General features: G+C 62.2%; 16 protein-coding genes. 14 read left to right on the forward strand and 2 right to left on the reverse strand.

Annotated elements, in window-relative coordinates; genetic code table 11:
• Nucleotides 1-47 precede the first annotated feature (47 nt).
• Nucleotides 48-1,622, reverse strand: coding sequence for a hypothetical protein (locus tag AAF555_05975; protein ID MEM6911115.1), 1,575 nt, complete (start codon nucleotides 1,620-1,622; stop codon nucleotides 48-50).
• A gap of 139 nt (nucleotides 1,623-1,761) precedes the next feature.
• On the opposite strand from AAF555_05975, the gene AAF555_05980 reads away from it, so the two are divergent.
• The 6 genes from AAF555_05980 to AAF555_06005 all read left to right on the forward strand — a co-directional run bounded on the left by AAF555_05980 (nucleotide 1,762) and on the right by AAF555_06005 (nucleotide 8,395).
• Nucleotides 1,762-3,471, forward strand: coding sequence for an ATP-binding cassette domain-containing protein (locus AAF555_05980; GenBank protein MEM6911116.1), 1,710 nt, complete (start codon nucleotides 1,762-1,764; stop codon nucleotides 3,469-3,471).
• 28 nt (nucleotides 3,472-3,499) lie between these two features.
• Nucleotides 3,500-3,913, forward strand: a complete 414-nt coding sequence (locus AAF555_05985; GenBank protein ID MEM6911117.1) for a hypothetical protein — start codon at nucleotides 3,500-3,502, stop codon at nucleotides 3,911-3,913.
• 44 nt (nucleotides 3,914-3,957) lie between these two features.
• Complete coding sequence (locus AAF555_05990) at nucleotides 3,958-5,850, forward strand: hypothetical protein (GenBank protein ID MEM6911118.1); 1,893 nt, start codon at nucleotides 3,958-3,960, stop codon at nucleotides 5,848-5,850.
• A gap of 20 nt (nucleotides 5,851-5,870) precedes the next feature.
• Nucleotides 5,871-6,590, forward strand: a complete 720-nt coding sequence (locus AAF555_05995; GenBank protein ID MEM6911119.1) for an RNA methyltransferase — start codon at nucleotides 5,871-5,873, stop codon at nucleotides 6,588-6,590.
• 71 nt (nucleotides 6,591-6,661) lie between these two features.
• Nucleotides 6,662-7,381 carry a hypothetical protein gene (locus AAF555_06000; protein MEM6911120.1) on the forward strand — a complete coding sequence of 240 codons (720 nt, stop codon included), beginning with the start codon at nucleotides 6,662-6,664 and terminating at the stop codon, nucleotides 7,379-7,381.
• 279 nt (nucleotides 7,382-7,660) lie between these two features.
• A complete protein-coding gene (locus tag AAF555_06005) occupies nucleotides 7,661-8,395 on the forward strand; it encodes a hypothetical protein (protein ID MEM6911121.1) in 735 nt (244 codons plus the stop codon).
• On the opposite strand, the gene AAF555_06010 is transcribed toward AAF555_06005, so the two are convergent.
• On the reverse strand, nucleotides 8,384-9,814 hold the full coding sequence (locus tag AAF555_06010) for a deoxyribodipyrimidine photo-lyase (protein MEM6911122.1): 1,431 nt from the start codon (nucleotides 9,812-9,814) through the stop codon (nucleotides 8,384-8,386). The genes AAF555_06005 and AAF555_06010 overlap by 12 nt on opposite strands.
• 168 nt (nucleotides 9,815-9,982) lie before the next feature.
• Between AAF555_06010 and AAF555_06015 the strand changes: the two genes are divergently transcribed.
• From AAF555_06015 to AAF555_06050, 8 genes are all read left to right on the forward strand, one after another.
• Nucleotides 9,983-10,192 (forward strand): hypothetical protein, encoded by a 210-nt coding sequence (locus tag AAF555_06015; protein MEM6911123.1) that lies wholly within the window; start codon nucleotides 9,983-9,985, stop codon nucleotides 10,190-10,192.
• Nucleotides 10,192-10,536: a type II toxin-antitoxin system PemK/MazF family toxin gene (locus AAF555_06020; protein MEM6911124.1), complete on the forward strand. Its 345-nt coding sequence runs from the start codon at nucleotides 10,192-10,194 to the stop codon at nucleotides 10,534-10,536. The genes AAF555_06015 and AAF555_06020 overlap by 1 nt, the downstream gene beginning before the upstream one ends.
• A 186-nt stretch (nucleotides 10,537-10,722) precedes the next feature.
• Nucleotides 10,723-11,196 carry a response regulator gene (locus tag AAF555_06025; protein MEM6911125.1) on the forward strand — a complete coding sequence of 158 codons (474 nt, stop codon included), beginning with the start codon at nucleotides 10,723-10,725 and terminating at the stop codon, nucleotides 11,194-11,196.
• A gap of 87 nt (nucleotides 11,197-11,283) precedes the next feature.
• Nucleotides 11,284-12,132, forward strand: a complete 849-nt coding sequence (gene lpxI, locus AAF555_06030) for a UDP-2,3-diacylglucosamine diphosphatase LpxI (protein MEM6911126.1) — start codon at nucleotides 11,284-11,286, stop codon at nucleotides 12,130-12,132.
• Between the two features lie 38 nt (nucleotides 12,133-12,170).
• On the forward strand, nucleotides 12,171-13,118 hold the full coding sequence (locus AAF555_06035) for a Gfo/Idh/MocA family oxidoreductase (GenBank protein ID MEM6911127.1): 948 nt from the start codon (nucleotides 12,171-12,173) through the stop codon (nucleotides 13,116-13,118).
• Nucleotides 13,115-14,242 (forward strand): lipid-A-disaccharide synthase, encoded by a 1,128-nt coding sequence (lpxB, locus tag AAF555_06040; protein MEM6911128.1) that lies wholly within the window; start codon nucleotides 13,115-13,117, stop codon nucleotides 14,240-14,242. Before AAF555_06035 ends, lpxB begins: the two co-directional genes overlap by 4 nt.
• Nucleotides 14,239-14,985 (forward strand): hypothetical protein, encoded by a 747-nt coding sequence (locus tag AAF555_06045; protein ID MEM6911129.1) that lies wholly within the window; start codon nucleotides 14,239-14,241, stop codon nucleotides 14,983-14,985. The genes lpxB and AAF555_06045 overlap by 4 nt, the downstream gene beginning before the upstream one ends.
• Nucleotides 14,986-15,036: 51 nt before the next feature.
• The gene (locus AAF555_06050; protein MEM6911130.1) at nucleotides 15,037-16,152 is read left to right on the forward strand and encodes a trypsin-like peptidase domain-containing protein; all 1,116 of its coding nucleotides are present in this window, start codon (nucleotides 15,037-15,039) and stop codon (nucleotides 16,150-16,152) included.
• The last annotated feature ends 122 nt before the right edge of the window (nucleotides 16,153-16,274 follow it).

The raw sequence follows: 16,274 nt of genomic DNA on the forward strand, positions 1-16,274 counted from the left end.
ATCCACCCCGCTCCTCCCCCGATCCGGTCAATCGGGAGAAAAGGTCTTCACTCCCCGCGATCCCGCTCAAAGAGCCCGCGGAGAAGATCGCTCCCTTGGTTCAGCATCTCCCCTCCTCCTTCGAGCAAGTCCCCCGCCCCATCCAAGACCGTGTTCCCGGTATCCCGGAGCACGCCCGCCCCTTGGTCGATCAGCCCCACCACCGCCCCCCGTCCCCCGAGGCGCTCGATGACTTCCTCATCCACCACCCGACCGGTGCTGCGGAGCACGATCAATCCCGTCTCCGGGACCACTTCCAGCATCCGCTGGGCCGCGGCCGCATACAAGCGAGGCGTCAGGTCTTGATCGGGATCCTCCAGCGTCCCGGAAACCGCAATGTCCGTCCAGCGATAGCCCCCTTCCTCCTGCGTGAAAACCTTGGCCTCGGCCCCTGGAATATTGGACAAGGTCCCCGGCGTGACCCCGAGGCGGAAAAGGCCGGTCAAATTCCGATCCACCACATCCAAGCGACCCGTCAGGCGAAAAAGGCCTTGGTGACTCAAAACAATATCGTCCATCCGCAGGGCTCGCCCCTGTTGCACAAAGCGGCAGCTCGCCTCATCCAGGGTCAGTCGGCGAAACTGCTCCACCCGGGTGTAGGAAGCGATCTGATCGAGAATCGGCAAGGCCGTCAGCACCCCATCCCGCAGCTCGATCTGCCCGCGATAACTGCTTAAGCGATCGGCGGCCAGCGTCCGGCGGAGTCGGAACTCCCCCGCCAGCGTGCCCGACAAGCGCTGCTTCCAATCCTCTGGAATGACCTCCCCAACCGGGAGATTCTTGAAATCGCCGAAAAGTTCGAGCGAAGCCGGATCCCCCCACTCCAGCTCCCCCGTCATTTCCCAATCGCCTCCGTAGGCTCGGAGCGAGGAGGCCAGCAGCAGGAGCGAGTCGGGCGAAAGTTGCAGCTTGGCGCTCTCCAGTTGCCAAGGCCTCAGCCCGGGACCCCGCACCTTCCCTCCCACCACACTCAGCTCTTGAGCCCGAGGTGCCACGGGCGAGGGCCTGAGCAGCAAGCGCCCCTCCTCCAGGAGCCAAAGATCGTCCGCCGTCGGGAAAACGAGGCGGAAGCGCTCGGCCGAAAAGCGCTCGAAGACGAACTCGCTCGGCAGAAAACGCTGATACCAGGCGGGAGACGAGGCCACCTTGGTGCTCGCGGACGAAGGCCGAGCTTCCTGGGGCAAGCGCTCCGGGGAGAAATCCAACTCAGCCAGCGAAGTGTCCAAAGAATCCAACTTCCAGAAGCCCTCTCGCACCGCCCCCAGATCCATCACGGCCCGCACTTGTTTCAGCCGAAGACGGCTAAAGACCGCCCCCTCTTTGCCTTCTAAAAAAAGCTCATCGGCTGAAATCTGGGAATTGCCCTGCCAAGTCAGCGGAGACAACTGGGCCTTGGATCGCGTCGGCTTGCCGATTTCTCGCTCCAAGAGCCGCCGAAACTCATCGCCCCGCAAATAGCCTTGCAGCCAAAGATAGCCCCCGAGGAACCCTCCCAAAGCCAACCCGAGCACCAGCAGCCCGAAGAGACCCCACCAACGAGCGCCCCCACTCTTCCTGCGCCTTTTGCGAGTTCTTCGGCTCATGGGCCAGACTAAAAGGGGCTATTGCCCGATGACAAGCCTCCCAAAGAGGATATTCGTCCAGAAAACCCGAAACCCTGGCCCATCTGCGGAGTTTTTAGCAGAATAGGCCTTACCCGTTCCCCCCCGTCCCCCACCCCCCGTGCTCGAACTTCAAAACATCGGGTTCTCTCTCCCGCGCAGAAAAGAACCGCTTTCCCTCCTGCAAGACATCCACCTCAAGGTCACCGGCGGCCACTTCATGGCCATCGTCGGTCCCTCTGGCTGCGGCAAAACCACCCTCCTCAAATTGATCGCCGGCTTGCACGCCGAGACCGAGGGCCAAATCCTCTGGCAAGGGCGGGACTTGGCCGTCGATGGCGACCTCGAACCGGCCGATCTCGGCTACGTCCCCCAGTTCAGCATCGCCTACGACCATCTCACGGTAGAGGAAAACATCGAGAACGCGGTCCGTCTCCGGGTCAGGCCCAAGCGGGCGAGCGGGGTCTGGGAAATCGTGGATGAAGTGCTCAAAAAGGTCGGCCTGGAGGAAATCGCCGATCGACCAGTCGCCATCCTCTCCGGCGGGCAGAAGCGCCGACTGGGCCTCGCCATGGAGCTGGTGAGCGACCCCGCCTTGCTCCTTTGCGATGAGGTCACCAGCGGCCTCGACCCCAAGTCCGAGGCCGAGATCGTGCAGCTCCTCCACCAAATCGCCCAGGAGGACCATCGCGTCGTCATCAGCGTGACCCACAGCCTGGCCAACCTGGACCTCTACGACTCTGTCCTGGTGCTCTTCCAAGGCCGGGCCGCCTACCACGGCCCCCCCGATGCCCTCCTCCACTACTTCTCGGTCGAGACCCCGGAGGACGTCTACCCCGCGCTCTCGAAACGCGAGCCGGACAACTGGCAACGCTCCTGGATGCGCCACCGGGCGCCCTACTACGAAAGGATGTTCCCAGACGGCAAAGCCTCCACCGCGGGCCAGCCGGAAGACCCGGAGGAGCCCTCTTCCGGTCGACGTCTCCCCGGTTTTCTCCGGCAATTCTGGGTCGTCTTGGCGCGAAGGGGACGGATCTTCCTGCGGGACCGCACGCAACTCCTTCTGCACGCCGCCATCCTGATCGGGTTCCCCATCCTGGTGACCCTCTTCGTGGACCAAGCCCAAGACCCCATCCGCAAGCTGTCCGACTCCATCCCCGCCAGCGCGGCCGAGTTCCAGCGGGACCTCGCCGTCAACACCAGCAACGTCCGCACTGGCGGCGTCATCTCGGGCCTCATCATGTTTCAGGTCGTCTTGCTCACCCTCATGGGATCGAACAACTCGGCCCGCGAAATCGTAGCCGAGCGCCAAATTTACGAAAAAGAACGGCTGGGCGGCCTCCGACCCGCCGCTTACCTCAGCTCCAAGATCGCCTTCCTCAGCTTGCTCGTTCTGGCCCAATCCCTCTGGATGGCCTGCTACGTGCAATTTTTCTGGAGCTTCCCGGGAGAGTTTCTCGATCACGCCCTCCTGCTGGTCTTGGTGACCGGAGGCATGACCGCCATCTGCCTCGGCATCTCCGCCCTCATGAGATCGCCCGAGCAGGCCTCGCTCCTCTCCGTCTACCTCGTCGGCTTCCAATTGCCCCTCTCGGGCGCCGTGCTCGCGCTCCCGGAAACGATCGAGAAATTCGCCCACCCCTTCATCTCGGCCTACTGGAGTTGGTCCGGCAGCATCCAAGCGCTCAACCCCGGAGAATACTTCGCTGTCAAGCAGGCCGTGCCCTCAGGGTTGAGCGATTTTTCCCTCTGCGCCTTCGTTCTCGGTCTCCACGTTCTCGCCGGGCTCTTGCTGGCATATGTCGGTTGCAAAAAAGAGCAGTGGAACTGAAGTTTTCTCTCCCCATCCCCCCTGACTCATGCCCCGTCGCAAAAAGAAATCCTCCGCCCCCCTCGCACCCATCCTGGGCGTCTTCCTCGTGACCGTGGCGGCGGTCTTGGCTGGCTACTTCGTTCTGGTCAAAGACACCGGCGGCGCCATCGCGAGCGATCCCAACTTGACCGAATTAGACAGCGTCAGCTTTTCCGCCAATTCCCAGAGCTTGCGCGGAAATACCTATCGGCTCTCCGGGACGGTCGCGGAAAAAGTCGCTTGGGACGAACTGACCGGCGAACTCTTGAGCGTGGAATCCGAAAGCGGCCTTCCCATCCCGGTGCTCATCCCCGCGGAGCTGGGGAATACCGAAGTCATCGAAAAAGGCCAATCCTTCGTTTTCAAAGTCCAGATAGACCGCCGCGGAATTGCCATCGCCGAAGCCATCGAAAAGAGTTAGACTACCACTACCCCTCGTGCCCCTTCAGGCCCACCCCACTCCCCATGAAACTTGTACTTCTCTTCTTGGCGACCGCCAGCCTCGCCTCCGCCCAGGTCTACACGCCCCCGGAGCCCAGCCCAGCCAGCAATGGGAACAGCGGCCCTTCCAACACCACCATCATCAACCAGCAGCCAGAGAAAGAGCCCGCCAAATCCATCTTTGGGCAGGAAATCCCCTCCTTCGATCCCACCCAGGACTTGCTCTCCTTCGACGGCCGCACTTGGAGAGCGGACAACAATCGCCTCATGCGGGCGCGCTTTGAGAAATACCTCAATGAGCCCCCCCAGTCGGGCGAAGCCGCCACCGACTACCACGCCACCATCCAAAAAATCCTCCACTTCCTCTCCCCCTACTACCGGGAGGGCGATGGCCTGCGCAAAGCGCTGGCTCTCCTGCCGACCGCCTCCACCTACCCCGGGGACGCCAACCTCTGTAACTCGCTCGGGAGCGCCATCTACGGCGTCGTTCTCTCCAAGCGGAACGCCGGGGAGATCGATGACTTCCTGACCGACCTGGCCGCCGAGCGCGACCGCGTCCGCCGCAACGCCGACATCCATTCCGACCCCTCCATCACCGAAATGAGCGAGGCCGGCACCCAACAAGGAGGGGGCCGCCAAGAAGCTCGCAAAGAGATCCAAAACTCCTCGCTCGTCTACCAAGGCTACGCCCAACGGCTCATCGAAATCGAAGCCCTCCGCGGCGCCTACCAAACCAAAGGCGAAGCCGCTCTCCTGAAAGCCAAAGTGGAATACCACGTCCTCATGGCCCAGCTCTTCATGCAGCGGCGCTTCCAGCACGTCCTCATGGCGGCCCGTTTCTACCGCCAGCTCTTCACCGATGGGGACGGCAAGCTCCAGCTCAAAAACGGTTCCGATGTCAGCCGCTTCTTCAGCGAAGGCCTCGGAGGCGATCCCAGCGTCTCCACCCTCGACACCTTCGCCAACGAAGCCATCCACGACGTCAAGCAAGGCATCGAAGCCTTCCAGTATCTCGTGCAGCAGGGCGAAATGAACTCCGCCTCCGAACGCTTGGCGGAGGCCTACGCCGTGGGCGAATTCCTCGTCCCGGTCAAAACCCTCCCTCGCGAGAAAAAACGCCGAGTGCTGGCCTTCGTGCAAAGCTCGAACAAATTGCTCAGTGCCCTCCAGGTCAAAGACTACACCCTGGCCGAACAACTCGTGAAAGAGATGGAAAGCGTGGCCTCGGACTTCGACAGCACCCAAGCCGTGGCCGCCATCACCGGCTTCACCGCCGCCAGCGACATGAACCTGCTGGAAGCCAAGCTGGCTTTCCAAGAGGGCAATCGGGAAACAGCCACCGCCAAAGTGCGGGAGGCAGCCGAGATTTGGCCTCGCAACCCCAAGCTCGGCACCTTCCTGGAGACGGTGGAAACGACCGGCGGCAACCTGGCTCAGGCAGTCAATGACTTCGACCGGCTGCGGAGCGAAGGCAACTACCGCCAGATCAAAGAGCGCTTCCCCGAGTTCGCGGCCGCGCTCAGCGAGGACTCGGAACGCCTCGCCGAACTTCAGAAGCTCATGGAAAGCTACCAGGAAATCGAAGGCGCCCTCCGCATGGCCGAGGCCCAAGTCCAGGCGGGCGATCCCTACGGCGCTTGGGAAACCGCCGAAAAGGCCCGCACCAAATACTACGACGACCCCTTCCTAGCCCGCCAGACAGCCGAGCTCTCCCGCCAAGCTGTCAATTTCGTGGACGCCATCGAAACCGGTCGGGAACTGCAAGCGGAGGCGGAGCAAGGTCGCGAAGGTCTCTTCGGCTCCGCCCTGGCCCACTTCTTTGAAGCCCGCAAAATCTATCCCGGGAGTGATTTCGCGGCCGAAGGCATTGAAGACATCGTGGAGCAGATCCTGCCCACCGATGGCGCCCCCTTCTGAGCCCCGCCGGAGGGAACTCCATGGGGGAGCTACTGCGGATCGAAGGGCGTCACAATATCGAAGCCGCCCTGGCCCACGGCTTCCCGCTCTCGGAGGTCATCTTTCAGAATGACTCCCACCGGGACCTGGAGGCCGCCCTCCCCGCGGCCCTCCCCCGCCAGCGGCTCTCCAAATCCGCCGCCCAAGCCGAAACCGGCATCCGCTTTCACCGCGGCGTCTGGGCCCTGGCCCCGCGTCCCCAGCCACGCGCCCTGCCCACACCCCCTCCCCGCCTGATCGTGGTGGCCCACCAGCTCGCGGACGCGCGCAATCTGGGCGCCCTCCTCCGGAACGCCGCCGCCCTCGGGGCGGACCAGATTCTCCTGAGCGAGGAAGGGGCCGATCCCTACTCGCCCCCCGCCATTCGGGCCTCGGCCACCGCCTTCTGCCGCCTGCCCATTCGTTCCACTCCCCGGCTCTTCCAGGAACTCACCGAACTGCGGACCACTCATCGACTCCTCGCGACCGATCTTCGCCCCGACGCCCAAGAGTGGAGCGACTCCCTGCTATCCCCAGTGGCCGCTTCCCCACTCCTCCTGCTCTTCGGGAACGAAGGAGAGGGACTTCCCCAGGAATTCTTGGCCCTCGCTGACCTCCGGCTGCGCCTGCCCATGACCCACGCCATGGAGTCACTCAATATCGCCACCACCGCCGCCCTTCTCCTGCACGATCTGGCCCGACTTCGTCCACGGCCGGCCTGACAAAGTCTTTCCAGGAAAGAGGGTGATTTCTTCTTCCTTTCTAAGTAGAGTCCCCGAAAGGTGACGCCAGGATGAAAACGATGAGAACCCTTTGCTGCCTGCTAAGTTGGATGGTTCTGCCGCTCGGCCTGCTGGCCGAGGAGGGCTTCCGGGAATTTCGCAATGCCGCCGGCCAAGCCATCCAAGCCAAATTGCTCTCCCATCCCGGGGATGGCGAAACCGTCCGCATCCTGATGGGCAACGGCGCGGAGGCCGATGTCAAAGTGTCCCTCTTCAGCGAATCTGATCAGCGCTTCATCGAGAGCTGGATCGCCATCAACCCGGCTAAGATCGACTACGACTTCGACAGCGAAATGATCAAACAGAAGGCCGGCCAAACCATGCGAAATCGCGGCAGTTACATCGACTACAAGAAAGAATTCGTGAAATACGAAATCACCGTCACCAACCGGGCGCGGCAGGCCGTCCCGGGCCCCACCGTGCAATATCAGGTCTTCTACACCGACGCCACCGTCGGCACCAGCTCCAAAATCCCTAGCGTGACGATCGTCTTCGGCCAAAAAACCTTCGATCAAAAAATCGATTCCCGAAGAAGCGTGCAGTTGTTCACCAAGACCATTGAGATCGAAGAATCCATCTACGACGGCATGGTCCGGGGGCGAGATCAGATCGATGGCATCCTGGTGCGGGTGCTCGACCAGCAGCGCGTCCTCATCCAAGAGTTCCGCCAAGGACACGCCGGCTTCCAGAGCACCTCCTGGGATGCCGAGGCCGAGAAAAAGCAGTCGTAATACCAAGCTGGAGAATTGGCTGGTAGAATGGCCGAGTGGATTTCGGGCCAGACCAAGGCGCGACGAGGGCGCGGTGCAGGCACCGTAACCGAGGAGCAACGCAGGGCTGGCTCAAAAGACTCCGGCTCTTCCTTCCCCGCGCTTCAGCGTCTCTTCCACACAACACCTCCCCTCCATTCTACCTGTGAATTCTGGAGCTTGGTATTAGCTCGTTTCTCCCGCCCTACTATTTCTCTTTCTCTTGCGCAACCTTTCGCAGTCGGGCCGGTTTGCTTCTTCATGAAGCACCCACTTCTCCTTGCCCTCCTCCTCGTCTCCGCCCTGCCGACCTTTGCGGAAGAACTTCGCACCTTCCGCAACCAAGAAGGCAAATCCCTGCAAGCAGCCCTCGTCTCCCACCGCGGGGATGGGGAGTCGCTTCGTCTTCGCCTGGAAAACGGGGAGCTGGTTGAGGTCGGGCTGGATCTCTTTTCCGAGGCGGACCAGGACCACATCCGAGAATGGATGGCGGTCACCCCGGCGCAAATTGACTACAAGCTCTCGATCAAAGCCCAAAAGGTCAAACTCGACACCCTCCACCGGGACACGAGCGGCTTCTTCGAAAGCGAGGTCAAAGAATTCGCCTACGACATCGCGATCCAAAACCAGGGCCACGAGGAGGTCCCCGGCTTCACCGTAGAATACCAAATCCTGGTGCGGCCTGGCAGTCTGCGCGGCGTGCGCAGCTTGGCCATCAAGCGCACCGAGGGGGAGCACGAGCAAGCGACCGCCCTCGGTTCCCGGAGAGGCCTCGCCTTTCAGACCGCTCCCTTCACCCTCCGCTCCATGGAAGCCGGGGCCCGCAATGAAAGCGCGGACGAATTGCTCGGTCTGCTCGTCCGCGTGGTCAATTCGGAGGGCATTGTCATCCAAGAATTCGAAAGCGGCGGCGCCGGGTTGGCCGGGCAGGAGTGGGGAGAAACCGAAGCCACTCGAGGGAAAGGGCTCCGCAAACGGCTCGGGCTATTTCGTTGAAGCCGTGGCCTCCTTGACGCGCTTGAAGCGACGCAGCGTCTCCTCGCGCTCGCTCTTGTGGTCGACCATCGGGAGCGGGTAGCCCTTGGCCAAAGGCGCCTCCGGCACTTGGTGCAATTTCTTGGGAGCCACATCGCGCAACTCCGGAACCCATTGCTTGATGTATTCGCCCTGGGAATCATAGCGCTCGCTCTGCGACCACGGGTTTTGGATGCGAAAGTAGGGCGCGGCATCCGCGCCCGTGCCCGCACTCCACTGCCAGCCTCCATTGTTGCTGGCGATTTCCCCATCGAGGAGCTTTTGCATGAAATAGCTCTCCCCCGCCCGCCAGTGAATGTGCAGGTCCTTCGTCAAAAACATGGCGGTGATCATGCGACAACGATTGTGCATGAAGCCGCTCCCACGGAGTTCCCGCATGGCGGCATCCACAATGGGGAAGCCCGTCTCTCCCTGACACCACCGTTCCCAAGCCTCACCCCGGCCCTCCTCCCAAACGAGATCGGCCCACTGCGAATTGAAATCCTCTTCCAAGACCTGCGGGTAATGGTGAAGGATGGCCATGTAGAACTCCCGCCACGCCAGCTCCGTCAGGTAGGTGTGGCAACCCTCCCGGGCGCCCTTCTCTCCCGCCGCATCAGCCGCCGCCGCCACCCGCTGGTAAAGCTCCCGCACCGAAAGAAGCCCAAAGCGCAGATCCTGGCTCAATCGTGAAGTCGTCTGGCCAAAGGGCGTATTGCGCGTCTTCTGGTAGCCCGGAATGAGCTGGTCCACCGCGTGGCGCATCCGCTTGCGAGCGGCCTTCTCGCCCGCTGCGACCGGCAAGGGAATCTCCCGCCGGAGTCCCCAAGTGGCCAAGCTCGGGACCTCCCCGGAAGGCACGCCCGAGGGAGCCCGCAGCGAGCGTGGCTTGGGGAGAGGCTCGGCCTTGGGCAGGGCAAACCAGCTCCGCGAGTAGGGCGTGAAAACGCGGTAGGGATCGCCATCCCCCTTCAGCACTTCGGTGGGCCCGTGAAGGACGACCGAGGAAAATTGCTCGAAGAGAAGGCCTTGGCTTTGGCACGAGCTCGCGACCTTCCTTTCTTCTTCCCGGCCGAAAGGGTCGGGCGCGGCGTTCGCGTAGACGGCCTCCGCTTGGATGGCCCCAGCCAGCTGGGCCAGCACCTCATGGGCTCGCCCCTGACGGAAAACCATCTGCCCGCCGAGGCTTTCGATGTTTCCTTGCAAAGCCTTGAGGTTCTCACAGAGGAAGTCCTGCCGATTGGGACCCGTCCACCGGTGCTGGCCCTTCCAAGAACTCACCACATACACCACCAAAACCTCGGCCGCCGCCTGCGCGGCGTGGTAAAGGGCTGGGTTATCGATCACTCTCAGCTCCCGCCTCAGCCAAACCAGCACGCGTCGGTGTTTCTTTTCCGCCATCCCTCCGCCTACGCGCCTCAGGGAAGTCCCGGCCGCTTTCGGCCCGGATTCCCTCCCGGGTTGCGCCAAAATATTTGACACCGGAATGGAACTTTTGGCCCAATTCGCAGACGGTCGCGCAGAAAATTCTTACATTGCTACGCCGGTCTCAGGAGGGTAGCTTCTTCTATGAGAGTCGAAGCAGAAATCGAGGATCCGACTCACCTTAAACTGAAACAACCCCTCAAGGGCTCCGTAGGCAGCGTTGTCGTCTTGGAGATCCTCGAATCCTCCGAGCGGGACGAGTTCCTGACTGGATCTGCGTCCCTGCTGGAAGAGGTCTACAGCGACGACGAGCCAGATTACTCCGAAGCTGGAACGCCCATTCCCTCGACCTGATGATTTCGGAGGGGGATATCGTCGTCGCGGAGCTTCCCCAAGCTGACGGAAACTCAAAAGCAAGACCGGTTCTAATTCTCAGGGAGTTGCCGGGTTTCGGCGATTTTTTGGTCTGTGGCATCAGCACTCAAATCCGCCAGGCGGAAGAAGACTTCGATGTCGTCCTTGGAGAGGACGACGCGGATTTCTCGAGCACCGGATTGAAAGCGACATCCGTGGTGCGGCTCAGTTTCGTCTCCTCCATTCAACTGACAAGAATGAGGAGACATCTCGGAAACGTCTCGTCGACTACTCTCGAAACCCTGCAATCAAATCTAGCGGCGCATCTGATGGCAAGGCACTAGCACAGACGAGGTGCTGCCATGGCAACCTTTAAAGAGCGAGAAAACTTCTCGCCTTCTCAATGGGATTTTGCTACCTTCCCTAGTAGTCGATCCTATCGAAAACGAACCCGCTTCCTTGCTATCTCACTCCACCCCCCGAGTCACTCGCCGGGCTCTCGGGAGCCTTGGCCCTGACCGAGTAGATTTATGAAGAGGCCTCTCACCATCTTGCTGGTGGATGACAACATCCACGATGTCACCATCACCCGAAAGTGCCTCCAGAAAGCCGGGGTCCAAGCAGAGACCATTCACCTCGAAAACGGCCAAGAATGCATGGCCTACCTCCGGCAGCAGGAACCCTATCGCGAGGCCGTTCGTCCCGATCTCGTCCTGCTGGATATCAACATGCCCATCATGACCGGTCGGGAAGTGATGCGCGAAATCAGTCTCGACGACCAGTTACGGCACCTCCCGGTTCTCATTCTCACCACCTCAGCGGCCTCCGAGGATGTCTCCCATATGTATCAACATCGCTGCAGCTCCTACCTGGTGAAACCGGCCGATTTCCAGGAGTTCGTGGCCCTCATCCGGGACGTCATGAACTACTGGAGCAAGTTGGCGAAACTCCCGCCCAAGGACTCGGAGCCAGAAGAAAATGGGCTGCCGTCTTTGAGTGTCTGAGCGGCTGATCATTCGCAAAGCTCCCGTAGTCTAAGCCCTCTCGCCTCCCCACTTGGCAAAGCGGGGTTTGCCCGCTTAGATGAAGGCATGGCTCCCCCTGTGGATGTGACCCAGCCCCTCGGCCTGATCTCCGGCAACGGCCTTTACCCAGCCACCTTCGCCGCGGCCGCTGGCCGGGCCGGGGTCTCGAAGCTGGTGGTGGCGGCCTTCGAAGGGGAGACCGAGCCGGAGTGGGCCCAGGCCGTAGACGCTCTCGCGTGGTTTCGGGTCGGCCAGCTGACCAAGATGATTCGTTTTTTCCAGAGGGAGGGAGTCAGCCAAGCCGTCATGGTGGGGCAGATCGCGCCCCGCCATCTCTTCGATCTTCGCCCGGACATGCGGACGCTTTTGCTCCTGGCGCGAACTCGGCAGCGCAATGCCGAATCGCTCTTTGGCGCCATCGCGGAGGAGCTGGCCAAGGAAGGAATCCATCTCCTGCTGGCCACCACCTTTCTCGAGGAGCAGCTGGCCTCGGAGGGCCATCTGGCGGGCCCGACGCCCAAGGCTCGCCTGTGGGAGGACGCGCACTTTGGTTGGGAAATCGCCAAGGAAACCTCGCGTCTCGACATCGGCCAGAGCGTCATCGTCCGCCACGGCACGGTCCTGGCCGTGGAGGCCTTCGAAGGCACCAACGCCTGCATCGAGCGCGGGGGCGCGCTCGGGCGTGGAAAAGCCCTCCTCGTGAAAGTCTCCAAACCCCAGCAAGATCTCCGCTTTGACGTCCCCGTGATCGGCCCCGCCACCCTCGAGAGCGCAGCGGAAGCCGGACTCCAGGCCATCGCAGTGGAAGCGGGCAAGACCTTGGTGCTGGCGCCCGAGGAAGTGCGGGAGTTGGCCGAGAAGCACCGGATTTCCCTCCTGGGGCTGGCTGCCGAGGCGGCAAATCCCGAGACTTGAGGCTTGAAACTGCGCCCGCCCCGACGACCACTCCTCCCGTGACTACCTCCCCTCCCCCCTTGGCTCGCCTGGCCGTCGTCGGCGTCGGCTCGATCGGCCAAAACCACGCCCGCGTCGTGGCCGAGCTCGAGAACGCGGAACTGAGCGGGATTTATGATGCCGACCCTGACCGCGCCCGGGAAATCGCCAACGCTTTCGGGGCCCGCACCTTCTCTTCCCTGGATGAAGTGATGGCCGCTTCCGACGGCGTCTCCGTGGCCGTGCCCACCGCCTACCACCGGGAAGTGGGGGAGACCCTCCTGCGAGCTGGCAAGCATGTCTTGGTCGAGAAACCGATCGCCAACTCTCTGGAAGAAGCCCGCGCACTCGTCGACCTAGCCAATGAAAAACGCCTCACCCTGCAAGTGGGCCACATCGAGCGATTCAATCCCGTCTTGCAAGAACTCGAAGCGCATCTCGATCACCCCCGCTTCATCGAGGCCCATCGTCTGAGCCCCTTCCCGAAGCGCTCCCTCGATATCGGGGTCGTCCTCGACCTCATGATCCACGACCTCGAGATCATCCTCCACCTCGTCCGCTCGAAGGTCGCCAGCATCGACGCGGTGGGCGTGCCCGTGCTCACCAAACGGGAGGACATCGCCAACGCCCGCCTCCGCTTCGAGAACGGCTGCGTCGCCAACATCACCGCCAGCCGCATCTCGCCCGAGAAGCTCCGCAAGATCCGCGTCTTCCAGGAAAACGCCTACCTCTCGCTCGACTACCAAGAGCAGACCGGACACATCTTCCGTCGGGAGGGTCTCGAGATTTCCCGGGAAGAAGTGGCGGTCGAAAAAGACGAACCTCTCAAGCGGGAACTGCGCTCCTTCGCCGAAAGCGTGGCCACCGGGACCCAACCGAAAGTCTCCGGGCACCAAGGCATGGCCGCCTTGGAACTGGCGCTCGAGGTCACGCGCTTGATCGAAGCGCAGACGGCCACTGCCTCATGACGCTCTTCCTGGTAGCCGGGGAAGCCAGCGGCGATACCCATGGCGTGGAGTTGATGGAGGCCCTCCGTCGGCGCTGCGGCCCGATCGCATGGAAAGGCCTGGGCGGGCCCGCCATGAAGGCCCACGCTCCCCACCCGGACTTTCACGACTGGCTGGAAGAGGCGGCCGTGCTCGGGCTCTGGGAGGTCCTCAAAAAGTATCCTTGGTTTAAGCAACGCTTTCGGGAAACCGTGGCGCGCCTCATGGCCGAGCCGCCGGAGGCCGTCATTCTCATCGACTACCCGGGATTCAACCTCCGCCTGGCCCGCGCCCTACGGAAAAAGAACTTCCCCGGCAAAATCATCTTCTACATCAGTCCTCAGGTCTGGGCCTGGAATCGCGGGCGCATCCCGGCCATGGCTCGGACGCTCGACCTCATGCTCTGCATCTTTCCCTTCGAGAAAGCCCTCTACCAAGCCTCCGGTCTCCCAACCGAGTTTGTGGGCCACCCTCTGGTGGACGAACTGGCCGAAGTCCGCGCCCAAGAGATCGAGCGGGAGCCGGGACTGATCGGGCTCTTTCCCGGTAGCCGTGAGCGCGAAGTCGAGGCCCTGCTCCCCGAAATGCTGCAAGCGATCACCCTCCTGAACGACATCGATCTCTCCTACCGCTTTGTGGTCTCGGCCGCCAATGAGGGCCTGGAGAAACTCATCCAGGAGCGTCTGCGGGCCTTTCCCGACGCACTTCGCTGCACCACCATCCAGAGGGGCGAATCCCGTCGCCTCATGCGCCGCTGTCAAGTGGCCGCCGTAGCCTCCGGCACCGCCACCCTCGAAGCCGCCTTCCTGGGCCTGCCCTACTGTCTCGTCTACAAAGTGGCGCCCTTGACCTACTCGGCGGGTCGAATGCTGGTGCGCATCCCTTACCTCGGGATCGTGAACATCTTGGCAGATCGACCTCTCGTAAAAGAATTGCTCCAGGGGAACGCTCGGGGCGAAAAGATCGCGGGCGAGCTCAAGCGGCTCCTCGACAACGCGGAAAGCCGTCGCACCCTCCAACGGGAATTCCACCAACTGACCAAGCAGCTCGGCCTCGGCGGGACCCACGAACGAGCCGCCGAAGCCATCGCCGACCTGCTCGCATGAAGAAGAAAAAGCCGCTCCTGCCACTCTTGCTGATGTTGCTGCCCTTGGGCATCATCCTCTCGGTGGCCTACACGGCCTACCAGGCTACCCAGCCGAGCGAACAAGAAATCCCCGGCTACCGGGTCAGCGGACAGGATGTCTCCAAGCTCCCGGATAGCGACTCCACGGAAGACTATCTCGACAAGCTCCACGGCCCCCTACTCGGCAATCGTCACCTGGGCGATGCCGAAGCCCGCCAACGGCTCTTGCGGACCCAGCGCTTTCTCGAAGGGTCAGTCGGGTTCGGCAACATGGACTACCAGCCGGAAAAGATCGCCGTGGATGAGGAACTCGCCTCCCTTCTTCTGGTCATCCCGGGGGAGAAACAAACCGCTGGGGCCATCCTGGTCTCGGTCGCTTTCGATAATCCCCCCGGCCAAGACCTCCTCTCCGACGCGGCCAGTGTCACCTTGCTCCTGGAAACCGCCCACAGCTTGGCCGGACCCATTCCCCCGCGCACCGTCTACCTGGCGTTCTTAGCCGATGACGAAGAACTCGCCCGAGTGGACGCCCTCATCCGCCGGCGGGAAGACTTGCCTCTTTGGCAGCACCTGCATTACCTGGGGGAACGCTCGCCACCCTCGACCATGCCCCCGGAAGTGACCTTGCGACGACACACCTTCCCGGGCGATGCCGGCCAGGAAGTCACCCCCCTGGTCCAGCTCGCGATCAATTTGCGTCAAGAACTCATGACAACGCGTTGAAGACAAAGGGGCCCTCTTTCGTCGCCTCTTGCAAGCAACCCATCTTCCACTATGACCCGTCTCGCTCTCCTCCTTGCCACGCTCTGGCTGCCGCTTGGCCTCTCCGCTGAAAGTGTCCTCGAGCGGGTCGCCATCCAGGACACCCCGCCCGACCGCGTCGGCCCCAACTCGGGCTACGCCAACATCGTGGAAAAGACCTCGCCCACCGTCGTGAGCATCGCCTCCTCCCGCATTGTCGAGCGGAGTTCCACCTCCCAAGAGGAAATGCTTTTGCGCCGTTTCTTCGGCAGCCCGCAGAGAGGAGAGCGCTCGGTGGAGCAGATTCCGGTGCCGCAAGGCTTGGGTTCCGGGGTGATCCTGACGACCGATGGCTACATTCTGACCAATGCCCACGTCATCCGCGGGGGGGACAAGCTGGAGGTCACCGTAGAAGGGCGGGATGAGGCCTACTTCGCTGAAGTGGTCGGTTCCGATCGCGCGACCGACATCGCGGTCATCAAAATCGAAGCTGAAAACCTTCCCGCTTCCGTTTTCGGAAATAGCGACCAGCTGAAAGTGGGCGATTTCGTGCTCGCCATCGGCTCGCCTTTCGGTCTGACCCAGAGTGTCACCTCCGGCATCGTCAGCAGCCTGGGCCGGACCGATCTCGACATCACCGGCTATGAAGATTTCATCCAGACGGATGCCTCCATCAACCCCGGGAACTCCGGCGGGGCGCTCATCGATAACAAGGGCCGGGTCGTCGGCATCAACACCGCCATCTTCTCGCGCAGCGGTGGCAACGTCGGCATCGGCTTCGCCATCCCCGCCAACGACGCCCTCGAAGTCGCCAGCCAACTGATCGACCAAGGCTCGGTCACCCGCGGCTACATGGGCGTGCAGCTGGCAGAAGTCACCAAGGCCCTCTCCCGGGAAAGCGGCCTCCCCGAAGGCGAAGTCGTGATCGCGCAAGTAGTCGAAGGCACCCCGGCCGCCCGCGCCGGACTCCGCCCAGGCGATCTCGTGACCGCTTTCGGAGGCGAGGAAATCGAACGGCTTTCCCAACTGCGTCGCCTGGCCGCCGAAGCCAGCCCAGGAGAGAGCGTCCCCGTGCAAATCTCGCGCAATGGCCAGGCCAAGACCTTGGTCCTGGTGGTCGGGAAACGCCCTCCCCTGGACGTCCGCTAATACCAGGCTCCAGAATTCACTGGTAGAATGGAGGGGAGCCGGTGTCTTTGCGCCCCCGTCCTCGGGTGAGTTTTTTCCTCGAAAGCGAGAAGAAACTTGTCAAGCGGGCCCGAGTTCGGATG

It is taken from the genome of Verrucomicrobiota bacterium (assembly GCA_039027815.1).
In the GTDB taxonomy this organism is placed as follows: Bacteria; Verrucomicrobiota; Verrucomicrobiia; order Verrucomicrobiales; family JBCCJK01; genus JBCCJK01.

Bases quoted from the DNA above. Each gene is read 5' to 3' on its own strand.
- AAF555_05975 (MEM6911115.1), bottom strand. From the start codon at position 1,622: ATGAGCCGAAGAACTCGCAAAAGGCGCAGGAAGAGTGGGGGCGCTCGT.
- AAF555_05985 (MEM6911117.1), top strand. From the start codon at position 3,500: ATGCCCCGTCGCAAAAAGAAATCCTCCGCCCCCCTCGCACCCATCCTG.
- AAF555_05990 (MEM6911118.1), top strand. From the start codon at position 3,958: ATGAAACTTGTACTTCTCTTCTTGGCGACCGCCAGCCTCGCCTCCGCC.
- AAF555_05995 (MEM6911119.1), top strand. From the start codon at position 5,871: ATGGGGGAGCTACTGCGGATCGAAGGGCGTCACAATATCGAAGCCGCC.
- AAF555_06000 (MEM6911120.1), top strand. From the start codon at position 6,662: ATGAAAACGATGAGAACCCTTTGCTGCCTGCTAAGTTGGATGGTTCTG.
- AAF555_06005 (MEM6911121.1), top strand. From the start codon at position 7,661: ATGAAGCACCCACTTCTCCTTGCCCTCCTCCTCGTCTCCGCCCTGCCG.
- AAF555_06010 (MEM6911122.1), bottom strand. From the start codon at position 9,814: ATGGCGGAAAAGAAACACCGACGCGTGCTGGTTTGGCTGAGGCGGGAG.
- AAF555_06015 (MEM6911123.1), top strand. From the start codon at position 9,983: ATGAGAGTCGAAGCAGAAATCGAGGATCCGACTCACCTTAAACTGAAA.
- AAF555_06020 (MEM6911124.1), top strand. From the start codon at position 10,192: ATGATTTCGGAGGGGGATATCGTCGTCGCGGAGCTTCCCCAAGCTGAC.
- AAF555_06025 (MEM6911125.1), top strand. From the start codon at position 10,723: ATGAAGAGGCCTCTCACCATCTTGCTGGTGGATGACAACATCCACGAT.
- lpxI (MEM6911126.1), top strand. From the start codon at position 11,284: ATGGCTCCCCCTGTGGATGTGACCCAGCCCCTCGGCCTGATCTCCGGC.
- lpxB (MEM6911128.1), top strand. From the start codon at position 13,115: ATGACGCTCTTCCTGGTAGCCGGGGAAGCCAGCGGCGATACCCATGGC.
- AAF555_06045 (MEM6911129.1), top strand. From the start codon at position 14,239: ATGAAGAAGAAAAAGCCGCTCCTGCCACTCTTGCTGATGTTGCTGCCC.
- AAF555_06050 (MEM6911130.1), top strand. From the start codon at position 15,037: ATGACCCGTCTCGCTCTCCTCCTTGCCACGCTCTGGCTGCCGCTTGGC.